This window comes from Bacillus sp. FSL W8-0116 (genome assembly GCF_038003825.1).
Classification (GTDB): Bacteria; Bacillota; Bacilli; order Bacillales; family DSM-4216; genus Bacillus_O; species Bacillus_O smithii.
Genome location: NZ_JBBOPY010000001.1, coordinates 2,330,421 through 2,347,852, shown reverse-complemented (window position 1 = coordinate 2,347,852; position 17,432 = coordinate 2,330,421). Strand labels below are relative to the sequence as shown.

At 38.0% G+C, this 17,432-nt stretch carries 14 protein-coding genes, 3 pseudogenes and 3 CRISPR repeat arrays; of the genes and pseudogenes, 7 read left to right on the top strand and 10 right to left on the bottom strand.

The window, feature by feature from the left end:
- Nucleotides 1–148: 148 nt before the first annotated feature.
- The 3 genes and pseudogenes from N1I86_RS11165 to N1I86_RS11155 all read right to left on the bottom strand — a co-directional run bounded on the left by N1I86_RS11165 (nucleotide 149) and on the right by N1I86_RS11155 (nucleotide 2,303).
- A complete protein-coding gene (locus N1I86_RS11165) occupies nucleotides 149–334 on the bottom strand; it encodes a helix-turn-helix domain-containing protein (RefSeq protein ID WP_157727937.1) in 186 nt (61 codons plus the stop codon).
- Between the two features lie 237 nt (nucleotides 335–571).
- Nucleotides 572–772 (bottom strand): annotated as a pseudogene (locus N1I86_RS11160) (ISLre2 family transposase); the annotation flags it as partial.
- A 280-nt stretch (nucleotides 773–1,052) separates the two neighbouring features.
- The gene (locus N1I86_RS11155; RefSeq protein WP_094244900.1) at nucleotides 1,053–2,303 is read right to left on the bottom strand and encodes an IS4 family transposase; all 1,251 of its coding nucleotides are present in this window, start codon (nucleotides 2,301–2,303) and stop codon (nucleotides 1,053–1,055) included.
- Between the two features lie 161 nt (nucleotides 2,304–2,464).
- Here N1I86_RS11155 and N1I86_RS11150 point away from each other — a divergent pair.
- The 4 genes and pseudogenes from N1I86_RS11150 (at nucleotide 2,465) to N1I86_RS11135 (ending at nucleotide 6,199) form a co-directional block, all read left to right on the top strand.
- A protein-coding gene (locus tag N1I86_RS11150) for an IS630-like element ISBs2 family transposase (RefSeq protein ID WP_076611651.1) occupies nucleotides 2,465–3,510 on the top strand; the annotation gives its coding sequence in 2 pieces (ribosomal slippage) (nucleotides 2,465–2,968 and nucleotides 2,971–3,510; 1,044 coding nt in all).
- A gap of 121 nt (nucleotides 3,511–3,631) precedes the next feature.
- Nucleotides 3,632–4,675, top strand: coding sequence for an IS30 family transposase (locus tag N1I86_RS11145; RefSeq protein ID WP_048622401.1), 1,044 nt, complete (start codon nucleotides 3,632–3,634; stop codon nucleotides 4,673–4,675).
- A 282-nt stretch (nucleotides 4,676–4,957) separates the two neighbouring features.
- Nucleotides 4,958–5,422 (top strand): annotated as a pseudogene (locus N1I86_RS11140) (transposase); the annotation flags it as partial.
- A gap of 249 nt (nucleotides 5,423–5,671) precedes the next feature.
- Complete coding sequence (locus tag N1I86_RS11135) at nucleotides 5,672–6,199, top strand: sigma-70 family RNA polymerase sigma factor (protein ID WP_341096340.1); 528 nt, start codon at nucleotides 5,672–5,674, stop codon at nucleotides 6,197–6,199.
- A 142-nt stretch (nucleotides 6,200–6,341) separates the two neighbouring features.
- Here the strand turns inward: N1I86_RS11135 and N1I86_RS11130 are convergent, their stop codons facing one another.
- Nucleotides 6,342–6,755, bottom strand: a complete 414-nt coding sequence (locus N1I86_RS11130; RefSeq protein WP_328203997.1) for a FixH family protein — start codon at nucleotides 6,753–6,755, stop codon at nucleotides 6,342–6,344.
- A gap of 483 nt (nucleotides 6,756–7,238) precedes the next feature.
- A CRISPR array of direct repeats spans nucleotides 7,239–7,791; the repeat unit is 29 nt; unit sequence CTTTATATCCCACTACGTTCAGATAAAAC.
- Nucleotides 7,792–7,893: 102 nt separating this feature from the next.
- On the opposite strand from N1I86_RS11130, the gene tnpA (N1I86_RS11125) reads away from it, so the two are divergent.
- From tnpA (N1I86_RS11125) to tnpC (N1I86_RS11115), 3 genes are all read left to right on the top strand, one after another.
- Nucleotides 7,894–8,214, top strand: a complete 321-nt coding sequence (tnpA, locus tag N1I86_RS11125) for an IS66 family insertion sequence element accessory protein TnpA (protein WP_003352856.1) — start codon at nucleotides 7,894–7,896, stop codon at nucleotides 8,212–8,214.
- Nucleotides 8,208–8,564 (top strand): IS66 family insertion sequence element accessory protein TnpB, encoded by a 357-nt coding sequence (gene tnpB / locus N1I86_RS11120; RefSeq protein WP_003352857.1) that lies wholly within the window; start codon nucleotides 8,208–8,210, stop codon nucleotides 8,562–8,564. Before tnpA (N1I86_RS11125) ends, tnpB (N1I86_RS11120) begins: the two co-directional genes overlap by 7 nt.
- A 61-nt stretch (nucleotides 8,565–8,625) precedes the next feature.
- Complete coding sequence (tnpC, locus tag N1I86_RS11115; protein WP_341095296.1) at nucleotides 8,626–10,203, top strand: IS66 family transposase; 1,578 nt, start codon at nucleotides 8,626–8,628, stop codon at nucleotides 10,201–10,203.
- Nucleotides 10,204–10,276: 73 nt separating this feature from the next.
- Nucleotides 10,277–11,425: a CRISPR direct-repeat array (repeat unit 29 nt; unit sequence CTTTATATCCCACTACGTTCAGATAAAAC).
- A gap of 57 nt (nucleotides 11,426–11,482) precedes the next feature.
- Here the strand turns inward: tnpC (N1I86_RS11115) and tnpC (N1I86_RS11110) are convergent.
- The 6 genes and pseudogenes from tnpC (N1I86_RS11110) to cas4 all read right to left on the bottom strand — a co-directional run bounded on the left by tnpC (N1I86_RS11110) (nucleotide 11,483) and on the right by cas4 (nucleotide 17,420).
- Nucleotides 11,483–13,060 (bottom strand): IS66 family transposase, encoded by a 1,578-nt coding sequence (gene tnpC, locus N1I86_RS11110; RefSeq protein WP_341095296.1) that lies wholly within the window; start codon nucleotides 13,058–13,060, stop codon nucleotides 11,483–11,485.
- Nucleotides 13,061–13,121: 61 nt separating this feature from the next.
- Nucleotides 13,122–13,478, bottom strand: a complete 357-nt coding sequence (tnpB, locus tag N1I86_RS11105; protein WP_003352857.1) for an IS66 family insertion sequence element accessory protein TnpB — start codon at nucleotides 13,476–13,478, stop codon at nucleotides 13,122–13,124.
- Complete coding sequence (gene tnpA, locus N1I86_RS11100) at nucleotides 13,472–13,792, bottom strand: IS66 family insertion sequence element accessory protein TnpA (RefSeq protein WP_003352856.1); 321 nt, start codon at nucleotides 13,790–13,792, stop codon at nucleotides 13,472–13,474. The genes tnpB (N1I86_RS11105) and tnpA (N1I86_RS11100) overlap by 7 nt, the downstream gene beginning before the upstream one ends.
- Before the next feature lie 120 nt (nucleotides 13,793–13,912).
- Nucleotides 13,913–15,369: a CRISPR direct-repeat array (repeat unit 29 nt; unit sequence CTTTATATCCCACTACGTTCAGATAAAAC).
- A 312-nt stretch (nucleotides 15,370–15,681) separates the two neighbouring features.
- Nucleotides 15,682–15,945, bottom strand: a complete 264-nt coding sequence (cas2, locus tag N1I86_RS11095; protein ID WP_003352573.1) for a CRISPR-associated endonuclease Cas2 — start codon at nucleotides 15,943–15,945, stop codon at nucleotides 15,682–15,684.
- Nucleotides 15,946–15,947: 2 nt separating this feature from the next.
- Nucleotides 15,948–16,906, bottom strand: a pseudogene (gene cas1b / locus N1I86_RS11090) (type I-B CRISPR-associated endonuclease Cas1b).
- Entirely contained in the window at nucleotides 16,899–17,420 is a 522-nt protein-coding gene (gene cas4 / locus N1I86_RS11085) for a CRISPR-associated protein Cas4 (RefSeq protein ID WP_341096338.1), read from the bottom strand. The pseudogene cas1b and the gene cas4 overlap by 8 nt, the downstream one beginning before the upstream one ends.
- Between the last annotated feature and the right edge of the window lie 12 nt (nucleotides 17,421–17,432).

Genomic DNA, 17,432 nt, shown 5'->3' with positions numbered 1-17,432 from the left:
AAGCCTGCTAAAGCTTTCCAATACATGTCAGAAATGATTCATTCATAAATTCGCAGGAGATGTTTTTTTACACGCTTGCCCGATAGCTTAACCGTTTTTTCCGCCGGACTTTATCCCGTTCCAAAATCCTTTGCTCGATCAATAGAATTCACCTTTTTGCCAGTTCGCTCCGGTCAAAATCAAACAAATTATACAGCTTGTATGCCATCATGAGCTCAAAGCGCATATATGCATGATTTAAATCAACATTGAGTATTTCTTCAACACGTTCAATGCGATATTCAAGTGTACTGCGGTGTATAAATAATTCTTTCGAAGCTTCGCGGTAAATCAAAAGGATTTGTGCAGCGCTTCGGTCATGCTCATACGATTAAATTCGGCAGGTTGTTTTCCTTCAATATTGTCAATTGATATTTTGAATGGGAGTCAGTCAAGACTTTGTGGGAACTTTTTTGGTTCGCTAAAAAACAGGTGTAAGTCATAGGTTAGCGAACCATTTTTTTGAATTTCATCCGTAAGCGCTTTCGGACTCTCATCCCTTGCCATGACAGACGAATATGTATACCTTTTTTTACCATCCCTTGAATTCAGACAGGGCATGATAGATCGGAGTCCCGGACGATTGCTGTAAATATGGCACGTTATTCCGCGTTACCTCTGGAAGAAGACGGCGGATGCGTTGTTTCGCCTTGTTCACGATCGTCTGTTTGGTAGATGCCGTTTCCTCCGCCGGATGCGACGATTCTTCTCCTAAACGATGTCCGAAAAGACGATGATGTATAAAATTTTGTGTCAAGCATTTAGTTAGACCAAAAGAAAAAGGTAGGGTATTCTCTGATTTGGCAAAAATCTTAGAGAAAGGAGTACCCTACCTATGTCTAAAAGTATATCGAATCAGTAGCGTTGCATAAAAAAATTTAATGTTTGTCAAGCTCAACAAAAATTCCAGTTATTTCATGTAACTGAATATTCAGACATACAATCTTTCTAAGCAAGCTTAAAAGGACAATGACGTCTTAATCGGCAGTCCATTTCCACAATTTGGTAATATATTACAGAAACATTGGATCATAAACTAAATCGTCTAGGTGTTCCACCTCCCCTTCTTCAAATTGGTACACGATGGTTTCAAAATCTTTTTCCCAATGGTATTTTTTCCGACCGTTGGACGTTCGAATTGGCTTTTTAAAAAGGGAGCGAACAAAACAGTCAAAACCTTTAAAAAGCAGATTCTGTAAAGTTCGCTTGATCTCTAATAAAGGACCATCGTGATTCACTTTTAATTGGAGCATGGCCTGTAAGCAATAGGTGATTAGGGCGATCCAAATTTGATTGTAAACGGCATTTTGACTTTTTCCATAAAATCTTTTTATCTTAAGGTGCTGTTTCATCCATTTAAAGAAGGTCTCTATCTTCCAGCGATATCGGTATAAATCTGCAATCTCTTCCGCAGAAAGATCAAAGCAATTGGTTATGATGATCACGGGATTCCCTTCGCTGTCGACCGTTTCGATCAATCGGAGAGGATGAGTCATTTTGGTATGATTACGGTCATTTCCTAAAATGACAATCTGATCCCTATAAATCAAACGTTCTGGATTGGGAATCCGTTCCGATAAAACTTCAATCTCTGCGTTCTTTTTAAGCCGGGTAATGAATCGCACCCCTTCTCGGCATAAGCGGTCGAACTGTTTGTAATCGACATACCCTCGATCAAACAAGTAAATCGCATTTGGATCGATTTCAATGAGTTCGTCCATCTGTGTGCGATCGGCATGTTTCGCGGGTAAGATAATCCCTTGATCCGGAACAGTGATATCCTTCGTTACAACAACCTTTAAATGGAGTCGAACACCAGCCTTTGTCTTACGAAAAGTTGCCCATGGATATTGGCTCAAACTCATGCTCATCGTGGTAGAATCAATGACCAGAAGACGACCAATGTTTCGGATGATCGGGGCATTTTTCATTTGCCCTTGGATCTTTAAGACCAGATATTTAAATACTTTTTCAAACAGTTGAGGGGATAATTGGCCTAATTTGCGAGAAAGTTGCGAAGTACTAATTGCATCAAATTCCAGATATGTCTGCAACTCTTCCTTGTCTTTCAAATGTTTGGCCAATTTTGTTAAGCTTTCCAATTCATTTAACTGAGCGATGATACAAAGTTGTAAAAACTTATACACCGTTAATTTTTTAATGTATTTGTCAACGTCAATCACATTAATTAGTTTTGAAAAAGTTATTGGATCGATCTCTTTAAATAGTTCATTTATTGTGGATTCTGTGGTATTCTTATCCATAATGGTTTCTCCTTATTCTTAGGATTTGGATAGGACTGCCAATCCTAATTATAAGGAGTTTTTTTATATCCAAAAAGATGGCTATATAAATTGAAATAAAGGTTTTCTCCCGTTCCACGGCGAATAAATACAAAGAGAAAATAGGGGAACGGAGAGAAAATATGATGCCAAATCACAAAGACGAGATCGAAAAGTTGTCCACTGCCATGAAAGAAGCAAAAAGTAAACGAGCATATGAACGCTACCAAGCGATTTATCTTCATTTGCAGGGATATACCAAAGGAGAAATCGCAACGATTATTGGTCGATCCAAGAAAACTATTTATAACTATATTCATGCCTACGCCCAGCGCGGTCTTGATGGACTGGAGATGAAATACTCACCTGGCGCCCCACGTCGATTGACCCCTGAGCAGGAAAAAGAGCTGGCTTTGATCATTGAACATCAGCTCCCCGTAGATGTGGGATTCGAAGCAAAATATAATTGGACGCTTGCGATAATCGCTGAACTCATTCAACAAAAGTGGGGGCCAACATACACGCTTCGCGGAACAAGTGACATTCTGCATCGGTTAGGGCTAAGCTATACGAAACCGACCTATACACTAGCCAATGCCGATGAAGAGAAACAAAAAGAATTCGTCGAAATCACCTTCCCTGAAGTAAAAAAAAACTGGTAGATGGGAACATCGCCCATGTCCTCTTTCAAGATGAGTCGATGATTCGTGATTACCAAGCGATTCAAAAAACATGGTTTGTCAAAGGAAAACAACGAATCATTCCGACGTTTGGAAAACATCAAGGGCTGAAGCTGATTGGCACGTTGAACTACGAAACAGGGGAAGTGTTTTGCATCGAAGAAGAATGCTATGACGCGGAAACATTTCTTCGATTTCTTCAACTTGTGTTAGAACGCTATCCCACAGGCAAAATAGTGATGATTTTAGATAACGCTCGAATTCACCATGCCAAACTCATTCAGCCATTTTTAAAAGAACACGAAGATCGGTTAGAGCTCGTCTTTTTGCCACCATACAGTCCGCAATTGAACTTGATTGAAGGGCTATGGAAATGGCTGAAATCAGACGTGATTTACAACGTGTTCTATTCGAGTGTGCAAGAAATTAGAAAGAATGTCCAAGCCTTTATTCAGCGAATCAACCAGAAACCAGAACAAACGATCGATCGTTTGTGTGTTCAGTTGTAAATCTTTAATTCAACTTATATAGTTGTATAATCAAATGCAACAAGCATAAAAAATGAAAAACCATAGATAAACCACGTATGATTAAGTCGACTAAAACAATATCGATACGGAGGATTTATCTATGGCAATTACTAATTCTACCATAGGAGCTCGGCATTTCAAACACTTAACGGCTTATGACCGTGGGAAAATTGCGGCCTTACACGCTGCTGGTAAGACTCAACAGGAGATTGCAGATTATGTTGGTTGTCACAAAAGCACCATCTCCCGTGAGTTAAGAAGAGGTACAGTGCCACAAAGAAAAAGCAACGGGAAAATTGTTCATGTCTATTTTCCAGACACAGGTCAACTTCTCTATGAGAGAAACAGGAAAGCCTGTGGCCGCAAGCTAAAACTAGACGATGCCATCGAGTTTATTAAGTATGCCGAAACTCAGATCCTTGATAAGAAATGGTCTCCTGATGCGGTATGTGGGAGAGCCAAACGTGATGGGAAATTCAAAGACAAAATGGTTTGCACCAAGACCCTTTATAACTATATTGATCTAGGACTTATAGGCGTTAAAAACATTGACCTACCTATGAAAATTACCCTGAACACCAAGAAAAAACGTAACCGGAAGAATAAGAAGATCTTAGGACGCAGTATCGATGAGCGACCAATTGAAGTCAATGAACGCCAAGAGTTTGGTCACTGGGAAATTGATACGGTTATAGGCAAGAAGACTAAAGATCAGGCCTTATTGACTCTTACTGAGCGCAAAACCCGTAAAGAAATAATTTTGAGAGTGACAGCCAAGGATAGTCTATCCGTTTCAGAAGTCATATCTCAGTTGAAAGTGTCTTATGGTAATCGGTTCTCTAAAGTGTTTAAAACCATTACGGCTGATAACGGTTCTGAATTTGCTGACCTCGGCCTTAGTGTTGAAAAAGATCTAACAGAGGTTTATTTTACACACCCTTACACATCCTGTGAACGAGGAACCAACGAGCGTCATAATGGCCTTATTAGGCGCTTCATACCAAAGGGGAGACCCATTTCCTCTGTGGCAGACGAAACCATTACCTATGTTGAAAATTGGTGTAACCATCTTCCAAGGAAGATCCTCAATTATCGTACACCTGAGGAGTGTTTCCAAATAGAGTTAGCTGGCTTAGCTTCTTAACCTTAAGCCAGCTAACCCAAAGGGTTGGTTTTTAGCAACTTGACAAAGAGCCTCTGCGGGCATGGCTACCAGCCATGAAGCCAGGTATACGGTACTGGCTGGGCCAACCAGGCTACCATGCCCACCACTCCACGTCAAGTCGCGCAGAGTGTCCCGATTCTACTTAATCATGGGTTATCTGGTCTTTCAATACTTGTTGCATTTAATATTGCAATTTAAGTATCCAAAAAGATGAAATTTAACATAAAATTGGGCTTGACAAATTAAAATTAACTTAATGCAATGCTACTGATATCGAATATAGATTGGATGAATCAACTGGAAAACGTTATTCGTGAGTTTGTAAAGGAAAAATTAGAGCTGATCATGAAGGAAGAAATCCAGACTTTCCTCGAAATGGAACAAGAGGGAACGTCGAATAGAAGAAACGGCTACTATCAGCGAAACCTAGATACGTAGTATGGTCGTATCGAAGGCCTTTCTGTTCCAAGAGACCGAAACGGGGAATTTCAAACGCAGTTGTTCACCCCTTATCAACGCCATACCGGCTGGCTCGAGGAAGCCGTCATCAAGATGTATCAAAGTGGGATGAGTACGCGTGAAATTGGCAAGTTTATCGAACGAATTTTAGGAAATGCCTACTCACCAACAACGATTAGTCATATCACGGATGTGGTAAAGGAAGACATTGCGAAATGGCACACACGTCCTCTACAAAAGCGATATTCGGTCTTATATTTGGATGGGTTTTCTCTATAATGGCATGTTCAGCACAAAAAGAAAAGGACTATTGAATGAAAAACAAAAACGATTAAATGAGCCCAAAAACTATTTATTTTTGCTCATTTCAAAAGAATAACGTATGAAAAAATGGATTTTCACTTTATCATTTTCCTATTTTTTCATTTTTATCCTTTCGTAAAAGAGCCAAGTTCCCGATAAGGTGAAAGCACCCGGGAATATTTGAAAAGCGCGCTTTTCAGAAAGGAAAGGAAAATGGAATCGTTTGAGCAGTTGGCTGAAAAATATTCACCCATGATTCACGCCATTATAAACAAACTGCACATTTATAAAAATAAACAGGAGTTTTATCAAGTCGGATTGATTGCCCTTTGGGAGGCGCAAAGAAATTTCCAGCCTGAAAAAGGAGCTTTTGCCAGTTACGCTTATTCATTCATTAAAGGAAGAATGCTGACCGAACTTTCCAATGCCAGAAAGTGGGAAGAAGCGACATCTACTTTACTAGAGGAAACAAATGCCGGATTTTCGGAATTTCCCGCAAATGATGAACCATTTGAAAAAGAAATCCTGCTATCGTATTGTAAAACACTCACGTCTAAACAAAAATTTTGGGTCATCGCTACTTTTTGCGAGGGGTTGACAACAAAAGAAATCGCTCATAAAGCAAGTGTATCCGAAAGCGCGGTGAAAAAATGGAAGAAAGGTGCGTTGGAAAAACTAAAACAACAATTTAATCCCGAAACGAAAACGGAAATAAAGAATAGTAGAGGAAATCGATTTTAATAGTAAAGAACCAATCTATAGAAGGAAGTAGAATCGTGATCCTGCCGGACGAATCAGCTTTTTGGGTTGACCAAAACTCCATGGAACAGGGATTGCAGGCGACTGTCGCATGGAAAAAGCCGGCTTTTTAGGCCGGCCTTTTTTATTGTGGTTGTCCTACCCAAAATTCTTTCTGCGGCATATTGTGCATCCCTCTTGCCGTCACATGGGACACAACATAATACGCTCCTTTTTCGGCAAATCTTGTCTGGACCGAATATATCCCGTCTTTCTCATGTTTGCCCGTTAACATTTTGTGATTGGCTTGTCCTTTTTTCCAAATTTCAAACTTTACTTCATCCGCGTCATCCACCTTCTCTCGCCCTTGCGTCACCACCGCTTCCACTTTCACTTCTTGATTAGGCTGAATCGCCTTCGGCAAACGAATGGACACATCGAGAGGAATGGGAGTGCTGCTTGCTTCGCTCTTCTCCGTTTTTTCCTTGCCATTTCCCGAACATGCCGTGGCAACCAGCCCAAACGCAACTATAAAAATAAGAAGAAGCCGTTTTCTCATCTTATCCAATCCTTTCTCTTCCAAGCGGATGTTTTTATCGCTGGTAAACGAATCGGAAAATTCAGAACAAAAGAACGATAAGACACTTCCGCTTGTTGTTCCTTTAATCTTTCTCTAGTTATTGATTAAGAAAAAATTCCATTTCATTGCATCCACTAAATATTCGCTGTGAAATCTTTGAAAGGGATTTCCTTTTGGAACAAATTTTAGGGAAATTTTTCCACTTTGTCAAGAAAAGGGAATATCTTCCTTATTATTAAGCAAAAATCATAGCCTCTATCCCATAACAATCATCGTTTCATAGCTTTTTCTTTAAAATGGTGAAACTCTTAATCGCCAAAAAGTGCGACGACATATGCAATAAACCAACGTAATCAACAACCTAAAACTTCAAAAGAAATACAGCTTTTGAAACTCTTTCTTTCCTACTATATATTCGATAAAACTCGCTTCATCCCTGCCGCAATACGTGAATGCGGTATTCTCCTTATCCCTCTACGTTCAGATAAAACAACCTTTTATGAATTGGTTAAATAAAATTTATTCTATCTTTATATCCCTCTGCGTTCAGATAAAACGAATTAATTTTTCTTTAATCTTGTACTGATTTTCCGCCTTTATATCCCACTACGTTCAGATAAAACTTTATTTCCCCCTTTTGTTTTGTTTTGTATTGTGAAAACTTTATATCCCACTACGTTCAGATAAAACGACCAACGCTTTCACAACGTCATCGATTCCGTTTACTTTATATCCCACTACGTTCAGATAAAACGCAAGCAGATGCCACATTTTCAGACGGAATCGAAGCACTTTATATCCCACTACGTTCAGATAAAACAATATTAAGCTGTTGCACAGCGTTCATGATGTCCCACTTTATATCCCACTACGTTCAGATAAAACGCTAAAACACACGGACACATATGTCGATTATTTGAACTTTATATCCCACTACGTTCAGATAAAACGCAGCTGTTTTGATTGATGAGGATGCCGTTTTGAAACTTTATATCCCACTACGTTCAGATAAAACATATGTGGGCGTTGGTGTGTAAGCGTCAAATCTTGGACACCTTCTTGATGTGCTAATTTCATGAGATAATCTCCTCAAGATGAAATTGAAGGAGGTTTTTTTATGCCTAAGAATCCTGAATTACGAAAGGTTTGGGAACAACGAATCGCTGACTATCGTAAAAGCGGTCAAACTCAAGTAAACTGGTGCAAGGAAAATCAATGGAGTATTCACCAGTTTAAATACTGGTTAAGAAAAATTGAAAATCCAATAAAAAATCAAGGAAAGTCTACAAAATGGGCATCCGTTACCCTAGAAGATCATTCACAAACAGTTGAAAATTCATTACGGATTGAAATTAGTGGGATTTCAATTGAAGTAAAACCTGGTTTCGATCCGGCCTTTCTTTCAGAAGTGGTTAGGACGTTGAAATCAACATGTTAGTTGGTACAAGAGCTGAACGAGTTTACTTGGCAAAAGGAAGTACTGATTTGAGAAAATCCATTGATGGATTAGCTGCTTTGGTGAAAGAGGGATTTGATTTAGATCCCTTTTCATCAAGCTATTTTGTGTTCTGTAATCGAAAGCGAGATAAATTAAAAATTCTTCACTGGGACTATAATGGTTTTTGGCTTTATTATCGTCGATTGGAAAAAGGAAAATTTCAATGGCCAAATGAAAATGACACTGGAACGATACAAATTAGTTATCGGCAATTACGCTGGTTATTGGATGGTCTTGCAATGGAGCAAAAGAAAGCACACCCAGAAGTAAAGGCTAGAACAGTTATATGAATTTTTTACTTTTAACAAAAACCTTGGAGGAAAATAGCTAAAACCGTCGAATTATTACTACATGATGAAAAATTTAAAGAATCCTACCCAAAACCCATTTGAATTAATTGAAAAACTTCAACAGCAAATCGTTGAATTGACGGCGAAATTACGATGGTATGAAGAACAGTATCGTCTTAGTCAAAAACGAAAATTTGGCTCTTCAAGCGAAAAAACAAATCCTAATCAATTAGAACTACCTTTATTCAATGAAGCAGAGGTAGAGTCTAATGTAAAAGCCGAAGAGCCAACTGTTGAAACAATTACATATCGTCGTAAAAAGAAACGTGGTCAACGTCAAGCTACGTTTGAAAACCTGCCTATGGAAACGATTGAATATCGTTTACCCGAAGAAGAGCAGGTCTGTTCGTGTTGCGGTGAAAAAACACACGAAATGAGCACAGAAGTACGACAAGAATTAGTGATTATTCCGGCTCAAGTCAAAGTTTTAAAACACGTTCGATATGTCTATGGATGCCGTCATTGTGAGCGTAATGAAATAGAGACACCAATCGTTACAGCACCTGCCCCAAAATCTGTGTATCCAAAAAGTTTAGCTTCACCGTCAAGCATGGCATATATTATGAATCAAAAATATGTAGAGGGGCTACCTCTATATCGCCAAGAACAACAGTTCAAACGATTAGGTGTGATCTTATCCAGGCAAACCATGGCCAATTGGATGCTTTATGGTGCCGAAAAATGGCTTGCGCCAATTTATCAACGAATGAAAGAGCATCTCCTCTCTAAAGACATTCTACATGCGGATGAAACAACTGTTCAGGTTTTACATGAACCTGGAAGGTCAAGTACATCGAAATCTTACATGTGGCTTTATCGGACTGGAAGAGAGGATCCACCACTTGTCCTTTATGACTATCAGGAAACTAGAGCAGGAGAACATGCCAAAGAATTCCTAAAAGGGTTTAAAGGATACCTGCATGTCGATGGATATGCAGGATACCATAAGGTATCCGGCGTAACATTAGTTGGATGTTGGGCTCATGCCCGCAGAAAGTTCGATGAGGCTTTAAACGTACTTCCTGAATCCAAACGTCATTCAGCAGTCACAGCTCGGGAAGGACTCAATTTCTGTAATCAGCTATTTGCCATCGAGCGTGATTTGAAAGAATGTACACCAGAAGAACGATATAAAAAACGACTTAAACACAGCCAACCATTGTTGGAGGCTTTTTCAGCATGGCTAAAAACAGAGAAAAGCAATGTTTTACCAAAGAGTCTATTAGGTCAAGCCATTACATACTGCCTCAACCAATGGGAAAAACTCGTGGCATTTTTAGAGGATGGACGTTTAGAAATCGATAATAATCGAAGTGAACGATCCATTAAACCATTTGTGATCGGTAGGAAGAACTGGATTTTTAGCAATACTCCGAAAGGAGCTAAGGCCAGCTCAATCATTTACAGTATTGTGGAGACAGCAAAAGAGAATAAATTAAATCCATTTTATTATCTTCGCTACTTATTTGAAAAGCTTCCCAATATGGATATAAGCAATATGGATGAGCTTGATCAACTACTTCCTTGGTCCAAAACAATTCCTTTGAATTGTCGGGTTTTTAATAACTTATCACAATAATAGTATTTAATCCCTATCATTAAAAGGTGGGGATTATTTTACGCTTACGTTGGTGTTGGGTTTAGTCTTGTCACTTTATATCCCACTACGTTCAGATAAAACGGCAAAGGAAATGTCACCCAATGGATTCGTGCTGCAACTTTATATCCCACTACGTTCAGATAAAACGCAACGCAATCGGCTGCGGAAAAAGCATTTGAGCGTCTTTATATCCCACTACGTTCAGATAAAACTCACACATTATTCCTCCCTTTCCTCTATTTTCTTACCAACTTTATATCCCACTACGTTCAGATAAAACGAATCGTTTTCCGGGCATCCAAGCGCTATATAGAGGTCATTCTTTATATCCCACTACGTTCAGATAAAACAAGTTAACTAAACGAATTGCAACGCTAGCCCTTACGTCTTTATATCCCACTACGTTCAGATAAAACGCGTTTATTGATTTTAGCTTTTAATGCTGTTTTTCCTTTATATCCCACTACGTTCAGATAAAACTTCATGATTATTTACTCTCTTTCTCACTTTAGAACGCTCCTTTATATCCCACTACGTTCAGATAAAACTATTTTTATCGCTTTTATTATGTATTAGTAGTAAGCTTTATATCCCACTACGTTCAGATAAAACGGAAAACTAAAAACAGATAAACGATTTAAACCAACTTTATATCCCACTACGTTCAGATAAAACAAGACGCACGCCTATACTTCCAAATATTTGACGACACCTTTATATCCCACTACGTTCAGATAAAACCTTTACCCGCCAATGCCATTCAATATCAATTTTTACACTTTATATCCCACTACGTTCAGATAAAACGTAGTTTCTTATCTTCCGTAATAAACACACCTTCTCTTTATATCCCACTACGTTCAGATAAAACAAGGGAGGAATTGGAGCATGACTAAAAAAGAAACGTACTTTATATCCCACTACGTTCAGATAAAACTAAGGCGGGCAGCCGACGGTAGGGAACCCCCCACTTCGCTTTATATCCCACTACGTTCAGATAAAACACATTCCAAGATGAAAACGGTGAGGAATACAAAATTTTCTTTATATCCCACTACGTTCAGATAAAACGGATAATAAACCTTGTTTAGTGGCTACGACTTATTACTTTATATCCCACTACGTTCAGATAAAACGTACCCGAAAAGACGATTGGAAAAATCTTAACAGATCTTTATATCCCACTACGTTCAGATAAAACGGGAATAAGGTAAGCGTAAAATAATCCCCACCTTTTAATGATAGGGATTAAATACTATTATTGTGATAAGTTATTAAAAACCCGACAATTCAAAGGAATTGTTTTGGACCAAGGAAGTAGTTGATCAAGCTCATCCATATTGCTTATATCCATATTGGGAAGCTTTTCAAATAAGTAGCGAAGATAATAAAATGGATTTAATTTATTCTCTTTTGCTGTCTCCACAATACTGTAAATGATTGAGCTGGCCTTAGCTCCTTTCGGAGTATTGCTAAAAATCCAGTTCTTCCTACCGATCACAAATGGTTTAATGGATCGTTCACTTCGATTATTATCGATTTCTAAACGTCCATCCTCTAAAAATGCCACGAGTTTTTCCCATTGGTTGAGGCAGTATGTAATGGCTTGACCTAATAGACTCTTTGGTAAAACATTGCTTTTCTCTGTTTTTAGCCATGCTGAAAAAGCCTCCAACAATGGTTGGCTGTGTTTAAGTCGTTTTTTATATCGTTCTTCTGGTGTACATTCTTTCAAATCACGCTCGATGGCAAATAGCTGATTACAGAAATTGAGTCCTTCCCGAGCTGTGACTGCTGAATGACGTTTGGATTCAGGAAGTACGTTTAAAGCCTCATCGAACTTTCTGCGGGCATGAGCCCAACATCCAACTAATGTTACGCCGGATACCTTATGGTATCCTGCATATCCATCGACATGCAGGTATCCTTTAAACCCTTTTAGGAATTCTTTGGCATGTTCTCCTGCTCTAGTTTCCTGATAGTCATAAAGGACAAGTGGTGGATCCTCTCTTCCAGTCCGATAAAGCCACATGTAAGATTTCGATGTACTTGACCTTCCAGGTTCATGTAAAACCTGAACAGTTGTTTCATCCGCATGTAGAATGTCTTTAGAGAGGAGATGCTCTTTCATTCGTTGATAAATTGGCGCAAGCCATTTTTCGGCACCATAAAGCATCCAATTGGCCATGGTTTGCCTGGATAAGATCACACCTAATCGTTTGAACTGTTGTTCTTGGCGATATAGAGGTAGCCCCTCTACATATTTTTGATTCATAATATATGCCATGCTTGACGGTGAAGCTAAACTTTTTGGATACACAGATTTTGGGGCAGGTGCTGTAACGATTGGTGTCTCTATTTCATTACGCTCACAATGACGGCATCCATAGACATATCGAACGTGTTTTAAAACTTTGACTTGAGCCGGAATAATCACTAATTCTTGTCGTACTTCTGTGCTCATTTCGTGTGTTTTTTCACCGCAACACGAACAGACCTGCTCTTCTTCGGGTAAACGATATTCAATCGTTTCCATAGGCAGGTTTTCAAACGTAGCTTGACGTTGACCACGTTTCTTTTTACGACGATATGTAATTGTTTCAACAGTTGGCTCTTCGGCTTTTACATTAGACTCTACCTCTGCTTCATTGAATAAAGGTAGTTCTAATTGATTAGGATTTGTTTTTTCGCTTGAAGAGCCAAATTTTCGTTTTTGACTAAGACGATACTGTTCTTCATACCATCGTAATTTCGCCGTCAATTCAACGATTTGCTGTTGAAGTTTTTCAATTAATTCAAATGGGTTTTGGGTAGGATTCTTTAAATTTTTCATCATGTAGTAATAATTCGACGGTTTTAGCTATTTTCCTCCAAGGTTTTTGTTAAAAGTAAAAAATTCATATAACTGTTCTAGCCTTTACTTCTGGGTGTGCTTTCTTTTGCTCCATTGCAAGACCATCCAATAACCAGCGTAATTGCCGATAACTAATTTGTATCGTTCCAGTGTCATTTTCATTTGGCCATTGAAATTTTCCTTTTTCCAATCGACGATAATAAAGCCAAAAACCATTATAGTCCCAGTGAAGAATTTTTAATTTATCTCGCTTTCGATTACAGAACACAAAATAGCTTGATGAAAAGGGATCTAAATCAAATCCCTCTTTCACCAAAGCAGCTAATCCATCAATGGATTTTCTCAAATCAGTACTTCCTTTTGCCAAGTAAACTCGTTCAGCTCTTGTACCAACTAACATGTTGATTTCAACGTCCTAACCACTTCTGAAAGAAAGGCCGGATCGAAACCAGGTTTTACTTCAATTGAAATCCCACTAATTTCAATCCGTAATGAATTTTCAACTGTTTGTGAATGATCTTCTAGGGTAACGGATGCCCATTTTGTAGACTTTCCTTGATTTTTTATTGGATTTTCAATTTTTCTTAACCAGTATTTAAACTGGTGAATACTCCATTGATTTTCCTTGCACCAGTTTACTTGAGTTTGACCGCTTTTACGATAGTCAGCGATTCGTTGTTCCCAAACCTTTCGTAATTCAGGATTCTTAGGCATAAAAAAACCTCCTTCAATTTCATCTTGAGGAGATTATCTCATGAAATTAGCACATCAAGAAGGTGTCCAAGATTTGACGCTTACGGAATAAGGTCACGGCCGAAAATGTGGAAACCGTTTCTTTATATCCCACTACGTTCAGATAAAACTTATGACGCAGAAAAAAACGTAGTCTTTTTGCGTCTTTATATCCCACTACGTTCAGATAAAACGGTAAAAGAGTATTTTGTAGAAGCACTCCGTATAGCTCTTTATATCCCACTACGTTCAGATAAAACCACCGTATGGCGTAACTGTCGAGTTTCCCGACACCTTTATATCCCACTACGTTCAGATAAAACTACCGTCTCCATCCGTCCGAACCTGCCCAGCGCATACCTTTATATCCCACTACGTTCAGATAAAACCCGCCGCCACAGGTTCATTAGGTTCACCTGTGATCCTTTATATCCCACTACGTTCAGATAAAACCGTGTAGGAATCGGCCGCTTTTTTATCGTTGAACACTTTATATCCCACTACGTTCAGATAAAACCGTGTAGGAATCGGCCGCTTTTTTATCGTTGAACACTTTATATCCCACTACGTTCAGATAAAACGGTAAAGCCCGGCGGATACATTGCGTTTGTGCTACCGACTTTATATCCCACTACGTTCAGATAAAACGCTTCGGTTGCATAAAAAGCTAGTCGAGATAAAGCGCGCTTTATATCCCACTACGTTCAGATAAAACTCTGCATAGTCGCTGTAATCTTTAAATGATTGAACTTTATATCCCACTACGTTCAGATAAAACAAAATGTCAGTTCGCCAAAAGATGTTGTCGAGCTTTTCTTTATATCCCACTACGTTCAGATAAAACTTCTTTTAATGATTATCTTTTACAATTATTGCTACTTTATATCCCACTACGTTCAGATAAAACCCAAGCCTCCCCCCAACCCGCTAACGCTTACCACACTTTATATCCCACTACGTTCAGATAAAACATGACGCGATCGTCAACCGTGCGGTCTCGGTCCCAGCTTTATATCCCACTACGTTCAGATAAAACTGTGTCACACTGGTATATCCTTTTCCTTGCATATTTCCTTTATATCCCACTACGTTCAGATAAAACAATATCACGAGATTTGACATTGCAATAGATGATTTTCGCTTTATATCCCACTACGTTCAGATAAAACGATGTCTGGAGGTTTTGATTATTCTCAAATTTTTAGCTTTATATCCCACTACGTTCAGATAAAACTAGGGCTCGATTTTGATGATTTTTTAGACTCCGATGTCTTTATATCCCACTACGTTCAGATAAAACACTGTTCGCGAATACACCGTTTAATGAGGTGCCGCTTTATATCCCACTACGTTCAGATAAAACTACAACGCCCGGCCAGCAAGCAGCGTGATTCGTTCGTCTTTATATCCCACTACGTTCAGATAAAACCTTTTCAGTTTGAGGCCCTTCAATTCGTCATTTTTACTTTATATCCCACTACGTTCAGATAAAACGGAAGATGTAAAAGCGGATGTAGAAATGTTGATAAACTTTATATCCCACTACGTTCAGATAAAACCCTACAATTTGGCACTCAAAAAATCCTTATTTATCAAGGACTAGGGATACTTCAATGTTTCGACGAACATATTAGTTTTGCAGCAAATCGGTAGTTGTGTTTTTCACTAGATCTTTAAAAGCTATCAAAATCCTTAAGCAGCAAGAGATTAGGGTGATTTTTAAAAACGAGATTCGCTGCAAAACATCAATTGAAGAGATCAGAAACATTTTTTATAAAGTTTTAAAATTCTTTGTGGATCCTACTGTCACTTTTTTTAAATTTAAGACGACTCCACATTTCATGGATTGTATTTATTACATTGAATCGCTTTTATAAAAATAAATCTAAAGGATTCTTCTCTTGACCATAAACCACTTTCTTAATATTTCTTGGGTTATTCACTTGATATAAGTAAATGGAATCTTCCTTTTTGTTAATAATCTGATTCAATTCAAACATACATTTCGTTAATTTTCCAGTTGAAATTTCCCCTTCAAACACAGAATTTTGTGTCCAGTCTAGATACTCACGAAGTTTTTTGCACACTTTTCCAACTCGTTTTTTGTCAACATCATAAGTAATAATCACAAACACCCTTACCACCACGCTTTTAAAGGTTTATACTTTTCATCATCTATGACATGCTTCACTAACTTATAGCATTCTAATCGAATTAAGTAACGGTAAGAAGTACTTCGTTTAAGGGTTCTGTGCTTAACCGTTTGTTTTAAACGTTCTTCCCATGCCATAATAAACTTCTTTTTCCCTTCTTCATTAAGATGGCATATTTCTCCTTCCAAATAATCAAAATGCTTTTTCGTCAGCTGTTTTTTGTTTATAAGCGAGAATATAATTGGGTCTACAATAAGCGGTTTGAAAATTTCAGCAATATCTAAACTTAAAGAAAATCGTTTTGTAGATGGTTCGTGCAAATAACTTATAGTAGGATTCAATGGCGTTTTATAAATTTCACTAAGTACAGTGAAATAAGAGCATTAATAGGATCCCTAGGAGGATTTTTTTCCCGTTTTTCTAGTACAAAATCTTGCTTAAAAATATGATTAAAGGCTTGATAGTATATATGTCGAATTTGTCCTTCTCTTCCCATTAATTCCTGAATGGTTGTTGCCTTTGACAACTGATCGTATAAAACTTCAATGTCCTGAATGTACTCCATCGTCTGTGCTTTATAATTTCTTAAATTTCGCAGCATATGATGAACAGCCCCATGCAAAAATTGATAAGCAATATATAATCTTTTATACTTATCTAAGTAATGCTCGCTTTGTTTGACAATGACATATCCTGATTCCTTTCTTTCTCTCGGATAATATGTTCCAGCAAAAAAATCATAGTAATTATAAAATTGCAGTAAAATTCCATACTGACTTAAATATGTTAATAATTTACTATTTAAATCAATTTCGCCAAACAAATGTATCGTTCTAATTTTCTCAATGGGTAGAGGAATCTGATTTCCTTTCTCGTCTTCAAAGTAAACCGTATTGTTTTTTCTTTTTAATCTACCATTTGAAAAAACATAATGATCACGCATCATCTTCGTCCACCTCCTTTGCATAACAAAAACCATAATAGGCACAAGACTTGCAATAAGGAACATTTATCACAGCTGGCGGAGATGGTTTATTGATAATTTGATAGATTTCGGCAATCGCCTTTTTCATTTTTTTCTCCATTTCTTTTGTTAAAATGACTTCCACTGTTTTCTTCTCCTTTGTATAACTGATTAAGCCTTTTTTCACAACTCCTCTTAATGAAAGCTGGTATAAATAAAAGAGCATTTGCAGCTTATCTGATTCCATCATCTTGCTGGAAAGCTTGATTTCTCTGATATATTCGCCATCTATTGCATCAATTTTAAAAGCATTGTCTATTAAAAGTTCCTTTTTTTCTAGGCGAGGATAAGCGGTTTCATGAAGCACACTGCCTTGCAATACTCGTTCAGATTCATCTTCCATTCCAATTCCTTTTTTGTATAACCACAATTTTCGTTTACATAAACGATAATAAGCAAGATCAACTCCACCCACCGATGCCGTTTGCTGCATTTATTTTCATGC

Coding starts and splice junctions, on each gene's coding strand:
- N1I86_RS11155 (WP_094244900.1), bottom strand. CDS start 2,303: ATGGATAAGAATACCACAGAATCCACAATAAATGAACTATTTAAAGAG.
- N1I86_RS11145 (WP_048622401.1), top strand. CDS start 3,632: ATGGCAATTACTAATTCTACCATAGGAGCTCGGCATTTCAAACACTTA.
- N1I86_RS11135 (WP_341096340.1), top strand. CDS start 5,672: ATGGAATCGTTTGAGCAGTTGGCTGAAAAATATTCACCCATGATTCAC.
- N1I86_RS11130 (WP_328203997.1), bottom strand. CDS start 6,755: ATGAGAAAACGGCTTCTTCTTATTTTTATAGTTGCGTTTGGGCTGGTT.
- tnpA (WP_003352856.1), top strand. CDS start 7,894: ATGCCTAAGAATCCTGAATTACGAAAGGTTTGGGAACAACGAATCGCT.
- tnpB (WP_003352857.1), top strand. CDS start 8,208: ATGTTAGTTGGTACAAGAGCTGAACGAGTTTACTTGGCAAAAGGAAGT.
- tnpC (WP_341095296.1), top strand. CDS start 8,626: ATGATGAAAAATTTAAAGAATCCTACCCAAAACCCATTTGAATTAATT.
- tnpC (WP_341095296.1), bottom strand. CDS start 13,060: ATGATGAAAAATTTAAAGAATCCTACCCAAAACCCATTTGAATTAATT.
- tnpB (WP_003352857.1), bottom strand. CDS start 13,478: ATGTTAGTTGGTACAAGAGCTGAACGAGTTTACTTGGCAAAAGGAAGT.
- tnpA (WP_003352856.1), bottom strand. CDS start 13,792: ATGCCTAAGAATCCTGAATTACGAAAGGTTTGGGAACAACGAATCGCT.
- cas4 (WP_341096338.1), bottom strand. CDS start 17,420: ATGCAGCAAACGGCATCGGTGGGTGGAGTTGATCTTGCTTATTATCGT.